This window comes from Desulfosarcina sp., from assembly GCF_046496365.1.
Lineage (GTDB): Bacteria > Desulfobacterota > Desulfobacteria > Desulfobacterales > Desulfosarcinaceae > Desulfosarcina.
Map to the genome: position 1 here is coordinate 1 of NZ_JAWOHB010000100.1, position 18,572 is coordinate 18,572.

Consider the following 18,572-nt stretch of genomic DNA (forward strand, 5'->3'; position numbering starts at 1 on the left):
TTTGGCCCCCTGCTGGATGGCCATGCGCCCGGCCACTTCGCTCATGGGGGTCAACAGCGGCAGGCTGCCGTCGGCCTTCTGGATCGTCTCGTAGGCAATGCTCACCGACCGCCTCTTGATCAAGGCCCCAGTCTGTGTCTCGTCGGCGGCCAGGTGCAGGTAGGTGAACACGATCTGGCCTTCGCGGATCAAGTCGTATTCCGGTGCCAAAGGCTCTTTGACATGCATGACCATGTCGGCACGGTCGTAGATCTCCTTGGGCGTTACCACCCGTTCAGCGCCTGCTGAAAGATAGGCTTCATCGTTAAAGCCGCTGCCGGAACCGGCGTTTTTCTCCACCAGCACCGTGTGCCCGTTGTGGATCATCACCTCCACACCCGCCGGGGTCATGCACACCCGGTTCTCTTCCGTCTTGATCTCTTTTAAGATGCCGACAATCATGGTTCCTCCCGATCCGTTCAGGTTAAGGAAAAGGTGGGTTTCAACGGTCTTTCACCAAGAGTGACCCACTGATTTTCAACCCAGTCCAAAGTAAAATTACGCGTAATGGTGGTTAACGCTTCAGTCGCCGGTGATGTATCGCCACACATCGTCGAACATTTGCTGTGACGCGCGGTAGGCGGCCTCAGGATCTTTGCGGGAAATACCATCGACAATGGCCACATGAAACGGCAATGATTCCTTTTGAATATCGATATCATTGATATCATGTTCTCGGGCCTGGTGAACCGCCTCACGCATGGTGCTGCTGATTTGGGACAGCAGGTCGTTGTGACACGCCTTTAAAATTGAATTGTGAAAAGCAATATCAATATCCAGGTATTTCTCATAGACATAATTGGTGTCATCGCTTAAAATGTTGATCATCTGTTCCATCAAAAGCTTCATGTTCGACACCTCCGCCTGACCGGCACGGGATGCAGCCAATCGTGCCGCTTCCGATTCGATGATCCGACGCACCTCGGTTACGGTCTTCAAAAAGGTGAATTTGTCTTCCACCTGCAGCCGCCAAAGGAGCACATCCGCGTCAAACAGATTCCAGCGGTCGCGTGGCAGCACCTGGGTGCCCACCCGGGGGCGGGTCTGGATGAGACCTTTTTGGGTCAACACTTTCGTCGCCTCGCGCAGCACCCCTCGGCTGACACTTAACTCTGCGCACAACTGGTCTTCTGTGGGCAGCACGTCCGGGGCCTGGTAGCGGCCCTGGACGATTCGCTGGCCCAGTTCTTCGACAATATACTGATAGAGTTTACGATGGTAGGGTTTGCTTTTCACGAAAACCTTTCATGGATGGCGTGGGAACAAATATCAAATTATAAAATGATATTATGTGTAAGCACCCGATCAAGTCAACCCGAAGGTGCAGGACTGGTCTGGATACCAGAAAGAAAAATCACGTTGACAAATAATAATCCAATAAATATATCATCATATGATTGTATGATAAGGAGGTCACTGACAATGAACAACCGAATCGAAAATGTCATCATTATGGGCGCCGCCGGCCGTGATTTTCACAACTTCAATGTCTACTTCAGGAACAACAGGCGCTATCAGGTGGTGGCATTCACCGCCACCCAGATACCCGACATCGATGGTCGTCGTTATCCGCCTGAGTTGGCCGGCAGCCTTTATCCAGACGGGATTCCCATCCATTCCGACAAAAAATTGCGCGAACTGATCGAAGCCCATCGGGTGGATCTGGTGGCTTTTTCCTACAGCGATGTGACCCATGCGGAGGTCATGCACAAAGCCGCCATTGCCACGGCCGCTGGTGCGGATTTTATCATTGTCGGCGCCCCCTATACCATGATCGCGTCCACCAAACCGGTCGTGTCTGTCTGCGCAGTCCGCACCGGCTGCGGTAAATCCCAGACCAGCCGGAAGGTGATCGAAATTCTACAGAAGATGGGCAAAACCGTGGTGGCGGTCCGTCACCCCATGCCCTATGGCGACCTGACCCAACAGGTGGTCCAGCGGTTCTCATCATATGAAGACCTGGACACCCATCATTGCACCATCGAAGAGCGCGAAGAGTATGAGCCCCACATCCGTATGGGCGTGGTGGCCTATGCCGGGGTCGACTATGAAAAAATTCTGCGCCAGGCCGAAACAGAAGCCGATGTCATCGTTTGGGATGGCGGGAACAACGACACGCCCTTTTACAAACCGGATCTTCACATTGTCCTCCTCGACCCGCACCGGCCGGGTCATGAAACGGCCTACCATCCGGGGGAAACCAATCTGCTCATGGCCGATGTAGCCATCATCAACAAGGTGGACAGCGCCACACCGGAAAATGTCGCGGCTGTGCGTATGGCCATCGAAACCCATAATCCGTCAGCCCGCATCGTTCTGGCCGACTCCGAACTGATTCCCGATGATGCCGACATAATCCAGGGCAAACGGGTGCTCGTGGTCGAAGACGGCCCGACCCTCACCCATGGCAACATGACCTATGGCGCCGGCGTGATCGCCGCCAAGCGTTTTGGTGCATCAGAACTGGTGGATCCACGGCCGTTTCTCAAAGGTCGGCTGAAGGAGACATTCGCGGCCTATCCTGAAATTGGTCCGCTGCTGCCAGCCATGGGGTACGGCGAACAGCAGATGAAGGACCTGGAGGCCACGATCAACGCCACCGAATGCGATCTGGTGATCGTGGCAACCCCCGTGGACCTCTCCCGGCTGCTGAAAATTAGCCGCCCGCATACCCGTATCCGCTATGAGTACAACGATCATGGGGAGCCAACGTTAGCGTCCATCATCGCCGCGCACTTTGCATGAACGAATCCATGGTTGGGTCTCGGGTGCAGGTTTCTTGCACCTGCTTGCATGTGAACGGTTTTAAATGAAAGGAGTCTCCTATGGTCGATTTCCAGAACATTCTCTTTCCCGTTGCCCTGACCGACATTTCTGCGGTCATTCCACCTTATGTGGCCACCGTGGCCAGCCGGTTCGGCGCAAAACTGCACCTGCTGCATGTGCTCAGACGTTTCGACTGGTTTTTACTAAAATTTCTGAATCAGTTCCTGGCTCAAATCAAGGCAGACGGTCGGTTCGAAACAATTTACAATCGATGGTTCAGGGAAACCGACTGGTACCGGTTTGCCCGATAGCAACCGGATCGCGATTATTTTCACGGCAAACAAAAAGCCCAGCGTCTCTAGGGTAGAGACACTGGGCGTTTATGTTTTTTTATTGTCTTGGGTTATGCCGTTGCCAACTCGTAACCGGCCTCCAGTGAAACCATCAGTTCCTTGACGGAAACGATCTTGTCCACGCGGAAGGCATTGGCGCCGGCAAAGGCAAACCCGTTGTTTAAATTCCCCCGCCTGGCTGAGGCCAGCGCCAAGCCGATGCAATAGGGACTTTTTTCGGGATCACAGGTCTTGATGCAGTGATAGGGGCAGCGAAAGGGACGTCGAACCCCATCGGCAACATCCATTAGAAACTGATTTTTCAGCGCCCTGCCGGGAAGGCCCACCGGACTCTTGATCACCATCAGGTCTTCCTTTCTGGCGTCCACATAGGACTGTTTGAAGGCCGGGTCCGCATCACACTCATAGGTGGCCACAAAGCGGGTGCCCATCTGGACCCCACTGGCGCCCATTTCCATGAATCGCCTTATATCGTCACCGTCGTAAACACCACCGGCGGCAATAACGGGTATGCGCACGCCGTGTTCCGCCTCCACCTTTTTCATCTGTTCGACCACCTCGCCAACCAGATTTTCCAGGCTGAAACTAGGATCGTCCAACTGGTCGGCTTTGAATCCCAGGTGCCCGCCTGCTTTGGGACCTTCCACCACGAATGCATCCGGCAGATAACCGTAGCGCTGGAACCATCGTTTGCAGAGCAGGGCTGCAGCCCGACCCGAGGAAATAATGGGAACCAAGCGCGTCAGATCGCCTTTTCTCAGAAAACCGGGCAGATCCAAGGGAAGTCCGGCACCTGCAAAAATGATGTCGATTTTCTCGGCAATGGCGGTTTTCACCATTTCGGCAAAATGGGTCAGGGCCACCATTATGTTGACACCGATGATTCCACGGGTCTTCTCCCTGGCTTGGCGGATCTCCCGTGTGAGTGCCCGGCAGTTGGCCTCAAGGCCGTTGGTGGCGGCATCCTTTTCGGTAATGCCGGCCATGGCGCCGGCAATGACGCCGATGCCGCCGGCATTGGCTACCGCAGAGGCCAGGCCGGACATGGAAATTCCCACGCCCATGCCCCCCTGGATAATGGGAAGCCGACTGACCAGATGACCGATTTTCAATTCAGGCATTTTCATGGATAACACCGTCGCACGCCTTTTAAAGTGGGTCTGATAAAACATCGCACAACAACGCTGTATCCATATCCGGGACCTGGACTGGCCACAAGCAGGAAAGCGGGGTATTACAATTTTTTTACATGTATTTATCCCGCAGGGCGGCCAGACGGGTGAGGTAACGTTCCCGGTAGGCCAGTCCCTTCTGGTTGGAAATATCATAGAATAGATAGTCGATATAGGGCCGGAGGTCGATGCCGTATTGGTTGAACTTCTCATCATTGGCCCGGTCGACGACTAAAATTGAATAGTAACTCACCAGCATGCGCATCTTGGATTCCCGACGCAGCAGATAGCTTCGTCCCCCCAGGGTATTGAGAAAGAAGCCGGCATAATCATACAGCCGCTCGATAGAAATCGCCTGGGCGTCACCCGGCAAGGGTTGGCCGCACTCAACGATCCGGGCGTAGAAAACAGCCATGGCAGGCTCCAGAACCTGTTCTTCGGATGCCAGAATATCCTTGGCCAGCGTCAGGCGGTCTTTGCCCAGCACCCGGTAAAAATGGGTCACATTCTTCACCAGGCGGAACAAATCCTTCATCTCGGCAATGTTTGCCGGCGGATTAGCCACGAGCAGCGCTGCACTTTTCCGGAAGAAATCTAAAGCTGCACCATCGATGAGACGGTTGGACAGGTAAGGCCGGCTGTCCAGATAAATGAAAAAGGCATTCACCTGCTCCGCCACCTTTTCGCAGTCGGCCGGCAGCGCATCGGCTTCACGGCCGGGAGCCGGCGTACCGAAAACCGTGGGGAAGAATTCGTCACCGGGACGCATCTGCCGTTCGGCCTCCAGTTGCGCGCGCATCTCGTCCAGGTCGGCCTCCATTTTTTGGATCACCTCCAGGCATTCATTCTGGGCCTGCTGGCGGCCGAGGACCATCTGTTTTTGGTGCCACTTGTTAACCATAAAATAGGTCGCCAGGCCGACGACGATCAGGGCGAAGACAACAGCAACGGTCGCAAGCGTCTTGTTCATTGAATCCACATCAATCTCCTTATCTCCTGGCCATGCAAAATGTGACCGGCAGCAGACGAGCGGGTAAACGGAACAAAAAGGAGGTGTTCACGATCGACGTTTCCTGCAGCAGGAACGCCGTCTGTCAGAAATTCTTTTTGTAATTCACATCCGCCCGATTTTCAACACTTAAGCAAATCGTATCGATCAAACCCGCAAGAACGCACCGTATGCGATTGCCCAGAACAGCAGCAGGGCAAAGGCCGTCTGCAGCAGCCGCATCCCCCGCCGTCGAAGCCGCCAGGGAGGCAGATAAAAGGCGACAATGAACCCATTGGCCGCATACAGCGGGCTCAGGTCGGACAGACTGTCGGGATCCCAGGCAACCACCAGCGCCGCCAGGTAAAGGTATCCCATCCAGGCCACGCCCACTGCCTTGAGCCGCCGTGGGCCGTGCAGCAGGGCGTAGGTCATCGCCGACAGGACCAGCAACGGGGCCAAGGGGCCGAAACCCATTCGCCCACTGCCTGAAAAGACAGGCAAAAACGCACCGTGCACACCGGCGAGGCCGAAAACCGGCGCCACCACAGCGCTATAGACTCCCAAAAGCAGACGTTTCAAGTCCAGTCCCACCAGCCACACCAGCATTTGCTGGACCGGTTGGGTGGGATCGACGCTGATGAAAAGATAACGAATCAGGTTGGCGGCGGCGCCGAGGATACCATCGTTATCAAAAGCAATGGCGGCCCCGAAAAGGGGGTGGCCGTGGGCCAGATTCAGCGTGAAAACGGGAATCTGCGAAAAAATAAGGGCCGGCAGAAGGATGAGCGCCGTTAAAAACGGTTTTTCAGCAATCAGTTCGCGCCACAGCAGCCATCCGTGTCGGCGAATCATAACGACCAGCAGCAAAATTGCCATCACCGGCGCCAGGGCAATACTCATGGGATGTGCATGAATGCAAAACAGGATGCAAAGGATGAAAAAACGCAGGTCTGCGGTCCGATGCTGCTCTAAAAGCCGGTAGACCAGCACCAGGGAATAGACAATCGCAAGCGTGGATACCAGTTCCCCCGATGGCTGCATCGCAAGGTGGACCAGCCTGGGCATACTCAGCACCATCAAGGATACGGTCAGAGCCATGGGTGGCCAGGAATAACGGCGGGCCAGGGCATAGGTGGAAAGGCCGACTGCCATATTTGCCAGCAGGCCGAAACCGCAGGCATTGGGTTCCAGGCCGAAGCGGGCCGTGTGATAAAACAGGGCCGTAGCATTGAGCGGAAGGATCGGATCGGAGCCCACCAGTTGTAAAATGCCGCCGTTGGCCCAGGTGCCCACCAATGCGTTCCATGGGTGGGCAGCCGGGAATCGATCCGCAGACAGCCACCCCAATCCCACCAGGGATGCCATCACCGTCCATGCGGTCGCGATGGTCAATCCCGCCAGCCTCTCCCGGCGCATCACGCCAGCCGCGGATTCCAACGTACGGAACAGGCGGGGCAAACGGCGGAGACCCAACAGAAAAATCGCCGCAAGGGCCGTGGTTTCCAGGATGAAAGCGGGCAGCGGGGAACCGGTGAAAAGTGACAACTGATGGACCAGTGAAATGGCCATGAAAACCGTCACGACAGCCCCGGCACCGGCTTCGGCGAGGGTATACCCCATGGACATGAACCAGACGACGCCCGCCAGGGTAAACACCGCTGTCTCGACGGTCAGGCCCAGGGCCACCCAACCCATCACCGGATACCGTCCATAACGCGTGCCGGCAATTGAAGAACCTCGCCGCAAGCGGCGAGGAATCTTCGACCGTAAGGAATACGGTCTATTTTAGATTCGCTCGCTAACCCCGCCGCAAGCGACGGGGAATGCGCTCGCTGTTGCGGTTCAAGCCCCTTGATCATCGCGGGTGTTCCTTGCTTTGTTCCGCTGCCTGCTCCGCCTTGAGGTGGTCGACAATCTCGGCCATGAAGTCGCGCATGTTGCTTGCCAGGCGCACACATTCCGGGCAGTAAACCTTACGAAACATTTTTCCGTGAACATCGTTCTGGTGCCAATACCATTCGATATATGGCGATCCTTTGCAGAACTTTTTCCCCGTATACCGTGCAATGGGACAGCCCACACACACAAGCACGTAGAATATGCGACATGGGGGGCAGTCTAGAACGCCGCCGTCGGAACCCTTGCCGGCGATAATTCTCTCCCATTTACGGACGGACGCTTCCATGATGCTGATTTTGTTCATTGGTCCTCCTCCCCGGCAGGTTGCGACGGTCAATACTGCCCGCACAGCTTCCCATCAAGCGCTTTCCAGAACCGGCGGTGGGTGTGAATGCAGCGCCTTAAAATGGCGTCGATCCGGCCCGCATCGGCATTCGCCGCCAGGGCAGCCACATCGGTCGACGTCTGACCAGTCATTTCAGCGATCATAGCCAGGGCTGAATCGGCCAGGGAATCGGCATGATAACCGCCCTCCAGGCAAAAAACCACCCGGCCGGCGCACACCTGCCGGGCCAGATCGAGGATCAGGCGGGTCAGGCCGGCAAATCCTGTCGGGGTCACCTTCATTCCCCCCAGCGGGTCGGCGGCGTGAATGTCGAACCCGACGGATACCAGGATCAATTCCGGTTTAAATTCCAGAACCACGGGGGCAAGCAGCCGCTGGTAAATGGCGGCGTATTCACCGTCACCACAACCCCGGCCCAAGGGAACGTTCATGGTCGTCCCCTCCCCCGGCCCCAGCCCGGTTTCGGTGAAGTGGCCGGTTCCAGGGTAGTGGGGAAACTGGTGGGAAGAGAAGAAAAATACGGAGGGATCCCGCTCGAACATGTGCTGGGTGCCATTTCCATGGTGAAGATCCCAATCCACCACCATCACCCGCGCCAGCCCCAGGGTTTTCCTGGCTACCAGGCTCCCGATGGCCACATTATTGAATATGCAGTAGCCCATGGCCCGGGTACGCTCGGCATGGTGGCCTGGCGGACGAGCCAACACGAATGCATGCGCCAGGATTCCATCCACCACCTGCCGAATGGCCTCGATGGTACCACCGGCAGCCATGGCCGCAACCCGATAGGAGCGCTCACAGGTCAGTGTATCGGCGCTGAGGGCCCAGTTGGCAACGGTCGCGGTGGCCTTGACCTGCTTCAGGTAGGAAGGGCTGTGTGCCAGAAGAATCTCGGCGTCTGTGGCCATCGGCGGGGCGATGGTGGTCAACCGGCTGCTCACCGCCGGGTCCTCCAGGCGTTGATAGAGGGGTTTGAGCCGACGGGGATGATCCGGGTGACCTTCATCGGTCAAATGTTCCAGGTAGACCGGATCCCATACCACCCCGGTGGCGGTCATCGTCGGACCCCATCGGCTTGCTTTGATCCCACGTACTCCGGCACCGTCAATACACAGCAGGGTGCCAGACGCAGCAGCGCTTCGGTAGTGGAGCCGGAAATCCAGCGCCCGACCCTGCCGGAACGACGTACGCCCACCACGATCAGATCGGTGGTTTCTTCCCGGGCGATCCGCAGCACCATCTCCTGTGGAACCCCGGGAGCGACCGTCACAACAATCTCATCGACATGTGTAAACAGCTGGCGCGCTTTCAGGTGCATCCCCCGACGCAGCTGTTCCTGAACCCCCTCCTGAACCTGGCCGTAGGATACCGCATCGACATCCACCCCCGTTTTGTCCATGGGCCCTTCCACGGCATGAACCAGTTGAACGCGTGAACCCAGGGCGGGTTGAACCAGGGCCAGCAGCGACCCCAACTGCTGCCAGTGCCTGTGGCTGTCGCAGCTGATCACCGCCGATAAAAAACCATCCACGCGGGCGTCGCCGGAATGATCCGATGGCTTGACCACCAACATGGGACGGTTCAATGCACGCGTCAGTCGTTCCACCACAGTGCCGATGAAAAGCCGCCGAAAGCCGGATACCCCGTGGCTGGCCGAAATCACCAGGCTCGACGGCAGGTTGTTGACGAAGGCGGCGGTCTGCTCCACCGGGTCCCCGAAGCGCACCACCGCCTCCCAGTCCACCGCGGTATCGGTCATCATAGCCTGAATTCGCTGCCGGGCATCCTCGGTAAGATGGGCTAGATCTCCTCCCCGCTCGAAGACTGCTGTCGCGTGCACCCCGTCCTGGGGGTCGTGAATCGCATGGATCAGGTAGAGGCGCACACCGGCCCGCCGTGCCAGGGCCACGCCATGACGGACCACCAGAGGACTGAACGGAGAGAAGTCGACCGCACAGACGATGGCGTGAATGCTCAGCGGCATGATGGGATTCCTTTTTTACAGTCGCGGCGATATACCGGCATATTGGAATGGCGCCGCTGGCCGGTTCGCGTTTTTTACCTGGAAGTGTAAGAAAAAGGCGGTGTTCCTGTCAATCTGAATATCGAACGTCGAATCCAGCCCGTCGGTTGAGCCGTGTCAATCCATACCGGGTGCAGACGAAGTCGTGCCGATGTTCGTTCAGGCCCTGGCCAGGTTCTTCAGCCGCGTGAGCGCGTCCCAGGTGAAGGCCTCATTCCGACAGGGGAAGATGGCGTTATTGCAATAGATCGGGTCCGAGGCAAGGTCGTAACGGGATGCCGCCACCGCTTCCGCCCACATGGCCGTGCGGGGAATGGGCGTATAATGGGCGATCACCGGGGTGATGCCGGCCTGTTTGACGACGGTGATGGATGCCTCGACTCCGGCGAGCTCCTGGCCCGGAAGGCCGGCCAGCAGGTAGGCGCCAACCTGGCCGGCCCTGAACCCGGCCTCCTTGAGATACCCCACCGTCCGGATGAATTCTGCTTCGGTCACCTTTCGATCCATCGTCTGCCGTCCATCAAATGCCGTGGTTTCCAGGCCGAGTCGAATGGTGTGAAAGCCGGCTTGAAACATCAGCCGGGCCACGGGGCGGTCGATCTCCCGGACGTGCAGGGCGTTGGGGGTGTGGAAGCGGACGTTGATGCCCGCAGCGACAACGCCCTCCAGCAGGGGAGCGATGTGGCGGTCCGAATCGACCAGCAGGGCGTCATCGTAAAAGGCGAAATCGCAGACACCGTGATGCCTATGCCAGTGGACTATTTCGTCCACGACTGAGGCGGGACTGCGGCGCATCATCCGGGGCTGAAGGCGGTGGGAGGCGCAATAGGCGCACTGGAACGGGCACCCACGAGAGGTCAGCAGCGGCACATGCACCAGGCGGTGCTCAAGGTCCAGGACCGGGCGCGGCAGGCTGTCCAGGTCCAGTGGGTCGAAGCACGGCGGGGGCGACCAGCCGGTGTACTGCGCCACGAGGGACAAAACGGCACCCTCCCCCGGGCCGGCCACCACCCGGTCCGCACCACAGGTGCTGCCCGCATGCTCCGGGCATAACGTGGCGTAAATACCGCCCAGCACCAGCGGTGCCTTCGGAAAAACAGATCGGACAACCTCAATCGTTTCACGCACCCCCGGATACCAATAGGTCATCAGGGAGGTGACCAGCACCAGATCCGGCGGGTCAAGCGCCTGCAGATCGCTTCGGAACCAATCGGGGGGAATGCCATAGCGGCAGAAATTGCGCGGGATGTCAGCCATCCCCGGGGGCTTGGCGATAACTGTCTTCAAGTATGGCCCCCGACCACAGCGGACTGGCGGTGAAGCAGCCGGACCACAGGACGGGTGAAAACGGTCCAGGCAGTCAAGATAGGTAACCCGGGCCCCTTGCGTTCGTAAAATGCCTCCAAGGGTCAGAAGCCCCAGCGGCTTGGCCCAGAAATCATAGGCGGCGAAATCGTGAATCCATGGATTGACCAGCAGAATGTGGGGTGCGTCGCGCGGCTTCATGGGAACACCGGTTGATTTGATGGGAGCCGCAAGATGCTGTTTCTGGTGGGGGGCTTAAATCGCATCCGTAAAATACGTCATCGATATCTTTTTCAGTTCCCGGCGGCTAAAGAGCAGCTGGTAGGTTCCCACTCCGGATTTTTCGGACATCTTGCGGGCCGTGTTGCGGCATTCGGCCTCATTTTTTCCGTGGATCATGGTATACAGGTTGTAGGGCCAGCCATCGGCTGGATCGCGGCGGTAACAGTGCGATACAGCCCGAAAGGAGGCCATGATCTGTCCAACCGCTTCGATGCGTTCCTCGGCCACCAGCCAGGCGGTCATGGCATTGGCCTGAAATCCGGATTTCTGGTGGCGTAAGGTGGCTCCGAAACGGCGGATGACACCCCGCTCCGTAAGGGTCTGAAGGGTCTGGATAAAGGTCGCTTCGGGGATCTCGATGGCTTCGGCCAGCGCCTGATATGGCCGGGATACGATGGGGATATCCCCCTGGATGGCGGCAATGATTCTTTTTTCGAGGTCAGTCAGCATGGGCGATTTTATGTCTGGTTGTCGGCTGGTTGTCAAGCATAAGGTCAAGACTGGGGGATGCGGGCCTTTAGCCGGGCAATCGCCATCCCACCGCTTGATCAGTACTCGGGGAACAAGGCATGAATCGCGGCTTGGCTGGCACCGCAGACCCCCCTTTCGGTGATGAAGCCGGTTACCAGGCGGGCCGGGGTGACGTCAAAGGCGAAATCCGCTGCCGGGCTTGATTCAGGGGGCACCAGCACCCGAGCAGGCCCACCGTCGGCCAGGCCCTGGACATAGCGAACTTCGTCGGGGCTGCGCGTTTCGATAGGAATCTCTTTTACCCCGTCCTGCATGGTCCAATCAAAGGTTGAGGATGGCAGGGCCACGTAAAAGGGAATGCCGTTGTCCCTGGCAGCCAGCGCCTTGAGGTAGGTGCCGATCTTGTTGGCCACGTCTCCGGTGTGCGTGGAGCGGTCGGTTCCCACGATCACCATGTCCACACGGCCATGCTGCATCAGGTGGCCGCCGGCGTTGTCTGTAATCACCGTATGGGGCACCCCGTGCTTGCCCAGTTCCCATGCAGTCAACCGTGAGCCCTGGTTCAACGGCCGGGTTTCATCCACCCACACATGAAGATCCACCCCGCGGTTGAAAGCCTCGTAAATCGGGGCGGTGGCCGTACCGTGCTCGATGCAGGCCAGCCAGCCGGCATTGCAGTGGGTCAGGAGATTGACCGTTCCCCCGTTTTTTTCCCGGCTGATGGCTTGGATGAGGCCGGCGCCGTGGACGCCGATCCGGCGGCAGTTCTCCGCCTCCTCCTCAGCGATGGCGGCGGCCTCCCTGCGGGCCGCGTCGATGCATGCGTCCGCTGTGTAAGCGGTCAACACCTTTTTCAGCACCCGATCCACGCCCCAGACCAGGTTCACCGCCGTGGGACGCGCGGCCTTGATCCGCTCACACGCCTGCCTGATGAACCCCGGACGGTCCGAAGCCCTTTTCGCGTTGATGGCTGCCGTCATCACCCCGTATGCACCGGTAACCCCGATGAGCGGGGCGCCACGCACATACATCTCCCGAATGGCGTGGATCACCTGGTCCACGGTGGTCAGATCAGCCACCACAAAACGGTGGGGCAGCTGGCGCTGGTCGATCACCTTCACGGTGATCCGGTCTTCGTCCAGCCAAATAGGCCGGACCTGTTGACCATCGACAATCATAAAATCCCCTTAGAAAGAAGCCTTTTTTTATCAAAAAACCGTGGCATACCCGGGTCACCTGATTACCATAAATCCGTGCCAATGAAAAGAAAGCGGATCATCACCCAACCCGGAAAGACGGTTCGAACCGTTGATCGAAAGCTGTCCGCACCCGGCCGTATATCTTGACATCAAGACATATGGCCTTACTTTAGACCCACTAAAAGCGCATGAAATTGATTGACCCGTCAAAAAATGGAGCTGGTTACCATGACACACAATAGCCAAGCCACAGCCGTCAGCGGCATTCACCATATCACCGCCGTAACCTCCTCGGCAGCGGAAAATTTTCGTTTCTACACCCGCGTCCTGGGCTTGCGGCTGGTTAAAAAGACCGTCAACTTCGACGATCCTTTCACCTATCACCTTTACTACGGAGACGAAAGCGGGCACCCCGGCACCATTTTGACTTTCTTTCCATGGGAACACCTTTCCCAGGGCAGGCCCGGGGCAGGCATGGTCTCCGCCATCGCCTTTGCGGTACCCGAACGGTCCATGGATCACTGGCGCCACCGTCTGGCTGACAACGGCGTCACCGTCAATTCCGTCGAACGATTCGGCGATCCGGTCATCTGCTTCAGCGATCCCCACGGGCTGCCCCTGGAACTGATCGCGAGCCCACCGCGGGCGGTCACCGGCCCAGATGCACGTGAATCCCCGACGGCCATCACCGGATTCCATTCGGCCACGCTGCTCCTGAATCGCATGGATGCCACGCAAACGATCATTGCTGAAGGTCTGGGCATGAGACTTGACCGTCGGGAGGACCGGCGCTTCCGCTTCACCACGCAGGATCGCAGCGCGCCCGGCAACTTACTCGACATCCTCGAGGACCGGTCGGCCCCCAGGGGTTTGCCCGGCAGCGGCACGGTCCACCACATCGCCTTTCGAACCCGGGATGAACGCGAACAGCTGGCCTGGCGGCAGCGGCTGCAGAAAGCAGGCATGGCCGTCACCGACGTGCGCGACCGCAAATACTTCCGGTCCATCTACTTCAATGAACCCGGAGGGGTGCTTTTTGAAATCGCCACCGACCCGCCTGGATTTGCCGTGGATGAAGATCCCCGCGATCTGGGCACGGCACTGCAATTGCCGCGCCAGCACGAGCCTCTGCGCAGCCAGATCGAGGCCCGCCTGCCGCCACTGCAGCCACCCGAGTTCCAACACCTTGATGCACCACCTGCATCGACTGCCGACAGCGCCGAAACCATTGCGGCCCTGCACGGTTCCGGGGGCAGGTCACATATGCAAAGGTGATACAATGGCAAGAATTCTAATGGTTCTGGTTTTCCTGTTCACCCATTCCAGTTGCGCTTACGCGCTAATCACCAAGGTTTTGGATGTATATGATGGCGATACGCTGAGTGTCGGCATGCAGGGTGAAAGGGTCGCCATCCGGCTCTATGGCATAGACGCCCCTGAAGCAGGGCAGAATGGCAATGTGGCTTCGACTCGATTCTTGCGGCGGTTGATTCATGAAAAACCCGTGGTGATAAAGGTTATGGGAACTGACGGTTTTGGCTGGACCCTTGCCATTATCTCTTTTGAAGGAAAAGCAATTAGCGTCAATGCCGTTATCGTGGCCAATGGCTACGCATGGGTGAATCCGCGTGAGTGCAGAGTCGACGTTTGCACTGATTTGAAGAAATTTGAAACCCAAGCCAGAATGCTTAAACTCGGTATCTGGTCGGGTTATGACCTGGTGCCGCCATGGGAATTCAAGGATCAGCTTTCAAATCAATAACGGCAGCCAGGGCAGGCAGAAAAGAGGGAAGGCGGGGCCAGGGCTGCGGATTGCAGATATGCTGCCGGCCTCCATTGACCACAGACCGGGGATTTTGAATGCAATTGCCTGGTCGATTGGGTAAATCATATTCAAATCATTGACCTCATCTGACAAAATGGGGTGTTAATCTCCACGAAAACCTAAACGTGGAGGGATACACCATGCAGTCAGTCGTCCAGTTTCTGCAGAATTGCCGCTTGGGGAAAAAGCAGGTCGGCCATAATTTAACCGTGTTCCCGGTGATGGTTGCCGGTGTCACCGATCCGTATTACCTGACGCTCGAACAGGCCATCGACAGTGGGGTGCTGGTGGTCACGGAAGTGGATGCGTCGGGCAACGTCAACCGGTTGAAGCTAAGGAATAATGCCAAACAACCGATACTGCTGATTGAGGGTGAGGAACTGAAAGGGGCCAAACAGAACCGCATCGTCAACGCATCCTTCCTGGTTGCCGGGAAAACGGCCACGACCATCCCGGTAAGCTGCGTCGAAGCGCAGCGCTGGCACTACGATTCCCAGAAATTTTCATCCGGCAAAAAGGTCATGCATGCATCGCTTCGCAGGGAGGTTCAGTATTGTCTGCGCGAAAGCCTTTCGCGCGGTGCCGGCCATCGCACCGATCAAGGTCAGATCTGGAACAACATCGCCGAAAAATCCAAACGCATGAATGTCAGTTCACCCACCATGGCCATGTCCGATGTGTTCGAGCGATTTGAAGAAAAACTGTCCGACTACAGCGGCAACTTTCATATCATCGAGCAGCAGGTGGGGGCTCTGTTTGCCATCGACGGAATGGTGACCGGTCTTGAGTGCTTTGCCTGCAGCGACACGTTCGAGCGCTTCTTCGGCAAACTGATCAACAGCTACGCCATGGACGCCATCGAAAGCGCAGACAAGACCAAGGCTGTGCCATCGGTCCAACCCGGCAAGGCCGAGGCGTTTGTCGAAACAATAAAAAAAGCCCAGGGAGAACGCCACCCGGTGGTCAGCGTCGGCGCCACCATCTCCTTTGAATCAAGGATTGCAGCCGGCACAGCCCTTGCCGATGGTGAAACCGTTCTGCACTTGTCAGCGTTTCGGAAAGAAGAGGCGTCAGGCAAGAACCACGTTGGGTTTCAGCGTTATTCGGCCAGGCGGTCCGGACAGTCACGGATGTTTAATTCTTAGCGGCTTGGCGTCTTCGCGTGAGACCAAAAAGCGGCGCGGCGTCTTGGTGTGAGGAGCAAAAATGAGGGGCGATCAGCTTTCCAGGCAGTGGCGGATATTGAGGCAGTTGGAGGTCAGCAAGTATGGCCTGACGGCCAACGAGATTGCGGAAGCGGGCGATGTGTCTCTGCGGACCGCCTACCGGGACTTGGGCGATCTTCAGCTGGCCGGTTTTCCGATCTTTACGGAGAGAGCGGACAAGGTCACCCGCTGGCGTTTTATCGACGATTATAGGTTCAAGATTCCCGAGCCCTTCACATTGACCGAACTGCTCTGCCTGCACCTGGGGGGTGACCTGTTCAATGTCTTCAAAGGCACCGTTTTTCAGGAGTCCCAGAAAAGCCTTTTGGATAAGATCCGCGGCATGCTCCCTTCTGAAACGCTGGCCTACCTGGATCGCGTCCGCTCCGCCTATCAGATGGGCGGCGGCCCCTGCAAAGACTACAGCTGCTTCAACGAGGTCATCGGACAGATCAACCGCGCGGCTGCCGACCGCAAAACCGTGGAGTTCGGCTACTGGTCATTGCGCAGCGACAAGCGCACCACCCGCAGGGTCGACCCCTACAAGATCTGGTTCTGCGACGGCACGATCTATCTGATCGGCAACTGCCACCTGCGCAAAGAAGTCCGGACCTTTGTGGTGGATCGGGTCAGCATGCTCCGGGTTTCTGAAGACAGTTTTAAAATCTGCGAGGATTTTTCCTTCGACGATTATGTCCGGCACAGTTTCAAGGTGATGCAGGCTGAGCTTTACGGGGTGACCGTCCGGATCAGCCCCACGTGGGCTCGATATATTGGTGAAAAGATCTGGCACGAGAGCCAGCGCATCCAGAAGCTTATTGATGGGGGCATCGAGATCAGTTTCAAGGTGGCCGGGCTGGATGAGATCCGCCAGTGGGTGCTGGGTATGGGGCCGGAGGCGGTGGTAGTGGAGCCGGCTGAACTCAAGGTTTCAGTGTGGAGATGCTTGAACCAGACCCTGGACCATTACAAAGGCGTGCAAGCGGATGTGTCAGAGATGGTGCGTTTCGATCAGGTCCCGGACATCGCCTCATGATGAATGACTCACGACAGTAAACTGAAAATATTGAATAAACTCGCTGTCGCCCCATATCCGTTCGTCCCCTCTGATCCCCAATGCCGCTCACGGCTTGCCTCCCAATATCGGATCGGCGGCCAGTCCGTTAAAAAGGATATTACCATCGCCACCGATGAACCGCTTGAACTGGGGGGTACAAATACACATGCCAATCCGCAGGAAACGCTCATGGCTGCGCTCAATGCATGCATGACCGTCGGTTACGCCGTCGGATGCGCCATGGAGGGAATCGAATTGGAGGAACTCCGCATCGAAACACAAGGCGACATAGACCTGCGTGGATTCTTGGGCCTCGACCCGAACGTGAAGCCCGGTTATGATGAAATCCACTATACCGCGCATATCATGACTTGACGTCCGGCTGCCATGGACAATTTTTCCCTGCCTCGTTACGCTTTCTCGGGGATTTTTGCACCCGCTATTAACCACTTTGCAGCCAAACGTGCTCTGTCAACCGGTACCTCTGGGTACATAGATTCGCTAAAAAGATTGTCGGAATGCCTATACGCTCGGCTTCAGTTACGAGCAAAGCGAGTCGGACTGAAAGCCGTTGTTGCCAGGGCTGTCCCTCTCAGAAAATGAAGAACGGCTTCTGCAAGTTCATCGGGCGCCTCTTCTTGTGCAAAATGGCCCACAGAACTTAACCGGATAGTTTGTCCCTCCGGAAAAATGCGCTCCCAACGCTTCAATTCCTTTTCTCTGAATGCGATATCCTTCATTCTTCCTCCTGCAATGACACAAGAATTGGATTGATTCCCCGAGAATCGATTCGTATTGTCGATAATCCTCTGACCGGCTCAAGTGGAACAACGATTCAATTTCGGAACTAAAAGTGAATGAAGCTTAAATCAGGTGTGGTATTTGAGACTAATCCTTTATTTAGACAGTTGTCAAGCCATACCAACCCCTTGACAAGAATAGGAATCTTTGCGAACGTGTGGATGTCCCGCCGATCGTTTCCACCATCCATTTACCAAAGGAGCCTGCGATTATGAAAGTGATTGCCTACCTGCTTGGTTTCGGCCATATCGTCTTTGGTACCTATCTGATCCTTTACACCAAGGAATCCGTGAGTGTCCTGAAAGGCCTTTTCAATACCTACCAACTCAAGTACCTGGCAGCCATCCCAGCGGTCTACGCACTCCTCTTTCTGGTATCTGCATCCGCAACTACCCATCCTTGGGTTTTAAGGATAGTCGGCATATTAGCTGTTGTTGAGGCAGTCGTTGCGTTCACCAATCCAAAGAAAATCTATGGTCAGGTGCTGGATTGGTATTTTGACAGCTTGTCAGATCAGGCAAACCGGTTGTTTGGAATTATTGGCGTCGTATTCGGGACCGCAATCCTGACTTGGATTCAGTAAGGGACTATCACATCTATAACCCTTTTTGATGGTTTAACCGATTAAGCAGAAGCGGCCAAGGAAGAGGTGGAAAAGAAAACGCAGTGAGCGATGGTGCTGAAAAATCCAAAAGGAGCAATTACCATGGTCGACTGGAATACACTTTTTGCCCGCAACATGCGTGATTACGAGGGGTATTCCATTGGCAAACTCCTCTCGCTGATCAACGATCCGAAGATCATCTCTATGGCCGGGGGGATGCCGTCACCTGAGATG

Annotated in this window: 19 protein-coding genes and 1 pseudogene; 8 read left to right on the forward strand and 12 right to left on the reverse strand. The window is 56.8% G+C overall.

What is annotated here, in order from left to right:
* Together R6V78_RS08005 and R6V78_RS08010 are read right to left on the reverse strand one after the other, a co-directional pair.
* Nucleotides 1-441: pseudogene (locus R6V78_RS08005) on the reverse strand (alanine dehydrogenase); the annotation flags it as partial.
* Nucleotides 442-561: 120 nt separating this feature from the next.
* Nucleotides 562-1,275 carry a FadR/GntR family transcriptional regulator gene (locus R6V78_RS08010; protein ID WP_410288818.1) on the reverse strand — a complete coding sequence of 238 codons (714 nt, stop codon included), beginning with the start codon at nt 1,273-1,275 and terminating at the stop codon, nt 562-564.
* Between the two features lie 186 nt (nt 1,276-1,461).
* On the opposite strand from R6V78_RS08010, the gene R6V78_RS08015 reads away from it, so the two are divergent.
* Both R6V78_RS08015 and R6V78_RS08020 read left to right on the forward strand, forming a co-directional pair.
* Nucleotides 1,462-2,784, forward strand: coding sequence for a cyclic 2,3-diphosphoglycerate synthase (locus tag R6V78_RS08015; RefSeq protein WP_410288819.1), 1,323 nt, complete (start codon nt 1,462-1,464; stop codon nt 2,782-2,784).
* Between the two features lie 80 nt (nt 2,785-2,864).
* Nucleotides 2,865-3,116, forward strand: coding sequence for a hypothetical protein (locus R6V78_RS08020; RefSeq protein WP_410288820.1), 252 nt, complete (start codon nt 2,865-2,867; stop codon nt 3,114-3,116).
* A gap of 92 nt (nt 3,117-3,208) precedes the next feature.
* Here the strand turns inward: R6V78_RS08020 and R6V78_RS08025 are convergent, their stop codons facing one another.
* The 9 genes from R6V78_RS08025 to mtnA all read right to left on the reverse strand — a co-directional run bounded on the left by R6V78_RS08025 (nt 3,209) and on the right by mtnA (nt 12,825).
* Complete coding sequence (locus tag R6V78_RS08025; RefSeq protein ID WP_410288821.1) at nt 3,209-4,285, reverse strand: NAD(P)H-dependent flavin oxidoreductase; 1,077 nt, start codon at nt 4,283-4,285, stop codon at nt 3,209-3,211.
* A gap of 118 nt (nt 4,286-4,403) precedes the next feature.
* On the reverse strand, nt 4,404-5,300 hold the full coding sequence (locus R6V78_RS08030) for a hypothetical protein (protein WP_410288822.1): 897 nt from the start codon (nt 5,298-5,300) through the stop codon (nt 4,404-4,406).
* Between the two features lie 186 nt (nt 5,301-5,486).
* A complete protein-coding gene (locus tag R6V78_RS08035) occupies nt 5,487-7,019 on the reverse strand; it encodes a hypothetical protein (protein ID WP_410288823.1) in 1,533 nt (510 codons plus the stop codon).
* 157 nt (nt 7,020-7,176) lie between these two features.
* A complete protein-coding gene (locus R6V78_RS08040) occupies nt 7,177-7,524 on the reverse strand; it encodes a hypothetical protein (protein WP_410288824.1) in 348 nt (115 codons plus the stop codon).
* Nucleotides 7,525-7,553: 29 nt separating this feature from the next.
* Nucleotides 7,554-8,624 carry a histone deacetylase gene (locus tag R6V78_RS08045; RefSeq protein ID WP_410288825.1) on the reverse strand — a complete coding sequence of 357 codons (1,071 nt, stop codon included), beginning with the start codon at nt 8,622-8,624 and terminating at the stop codon, nt 7,554-7,556.
* Complete coding sequence (locus tag R6V78_RS08050; protein WP_410288826.1) at nt 8,621-9,550, reverse strand: universal stress protein; 930 nt, start codon at nt 9,548-9,550, stop codon at nt 8,621-8,623. Before R6V78_RS08050 ends, R6V78_RS08045 begins: the two co-directional genes overlap by 4 nt.
* Nucleotides 9,551-9,748: 198 nt before the next feature.
* The gene (locus R6V78_RS08055) at nt 9,749-11,095 is read right to left on the reverse strand and encodes a B12-binding domain-containing radical SAM protein (RefSeq protein ID WP_410288827.1); all 1,347 of its coding nucleotides are present in this window, start codon (nt 11,093-11,095) and stop codon (nt 9,749-9,751) included.
* A 54-nt stretch (nt 11,096-11,149) separates the two neighbouring features.
* A complete protein-coding gene (locus R6V78_RS08060; protein ID WP_410288828.1) occupies nt 11,150-11,626 on the reverse strand; it encodes an Lrp/AsnC family transcriptional regulator in 477 nt (158 codons plus the stop codon).
* Nucleotides 11,627-11,724: 98 nt separating this feature from the next.
* Nucleotides 11,725-12,825 carry an S-methyl-5-thioribose-1-phosphate isomerase gene (gene mtnA / locus R6V78_RS08065; protein WP_410288829.1) on the reverse strand — a complete coding sequence of 367 codons (1,101 nt, stop codon included), beginning with the start codon at nt 12,823-12,825 and terminating at the stop codon, nt 11,725-11,727.
* A 249-nt stretch (nt 12,826-13,074) separates the two neighbouring features.
* Between mtnA and R6V78_RS08070 the strand changes: the two genes are divergently transcribed.
* The 5 genes from R6V78_RS08070 (at nt 13,075) to R6V78_RS08090 (ending at nt 17,308) form a co-directional block, all read left to right on the forward strand.
* Nucleotides 13,075-14,121, forward strand: a complete 1,047-nt coding sequence (locus R6V78_RS08070; protein ID WP_410288830.1) for a ring-cleaving dioxygenase — start codon at nt 13,075-13,077, stop codon at nt 14,119-14,121.
* Nucleotides 14,122-14,125: 4 nt separating this feature from the next.
* Nucleotides 14,126-14,608: a thermonuclease family protein gene (locus R6V78_RS08075; RefSeq protein WP_410288831.1), complete on the forward strand. Its 483-nt coding sequence runs from the start codon at nt 14,126-14,128 to the stop codon at nt 14,606-14,608.
* A 203-nt stretch (nt 14,609-14,811) separates the two neighbouring features.
* Nucleotides 14,812-15,816: an ARPP-1 family domain-containing protein gene (locus tag R6V78_RS08080; RefSeq protein ID WP_410288832.1), complete on the forward strand. Its 1,005-nt coding sequence runs from the start codon at nt 14,812-14,814 to the stop codon at nt 15,814-15,816.
* Between the two features lie 61 nt (nt 15,817-15,877).
* Complete coding sequence (locus R6V78_RS08085) at nt 15,878-16,912, forward strand: helix-turn-helix transcriptional regulator (protein ID WP_410288833.1); 1,035 nt, start codon at nt 15,878-15,880, stop codon at nt 16,910-16,912.
* Nucleotides 16,913-16,915: 3 nt separating this feature from the next.
* On the forward strand, nt 16,916-17,308 hold the full coding sequence (locus tag R6V78_RS08090; RefSeq protein ID WP_410288834.1) for an OsmC family protein: 393 nt from the start codon (nt 16,916-16,918) through the stop codon (nt 17,306-17,308).
* A 161-nt stretch (nt 17,309-17,469) separates the two neighbouring features.
* On the opposite strand, the gene R6V78_RS08095 is transcribed toward R6V78_RS08090, so the two are convergent.
* Complete coding sequence (locus R6V78_RS08095) at nt 17,470-17,673, reverse strand: alpha/beta fold hydrolase (RefSeq protein WP_410288835.1); 204 nt, start codon at nt 17,671-17,673, stop codon at nt 17,470-17,472.
* Nucleotides 17,674-17,945: 272 nt separating this feature from the next.
* On the opposite strand from R6V78_RS08095, the gene R6V78_RS08100 reads away from it, so the two are divergent.
* A complete protein-coding gene (locus R6V78_RS08100) occupies nt 17,946-18,317 on the forward strand; it encodes a hypothetical protein (RefSeq protein WP_410288836.1) in 372 nt (123 codons plus the stop codon).
* Nucleotides 18,318-18,572: the final 255 nt, after the last annotated feature.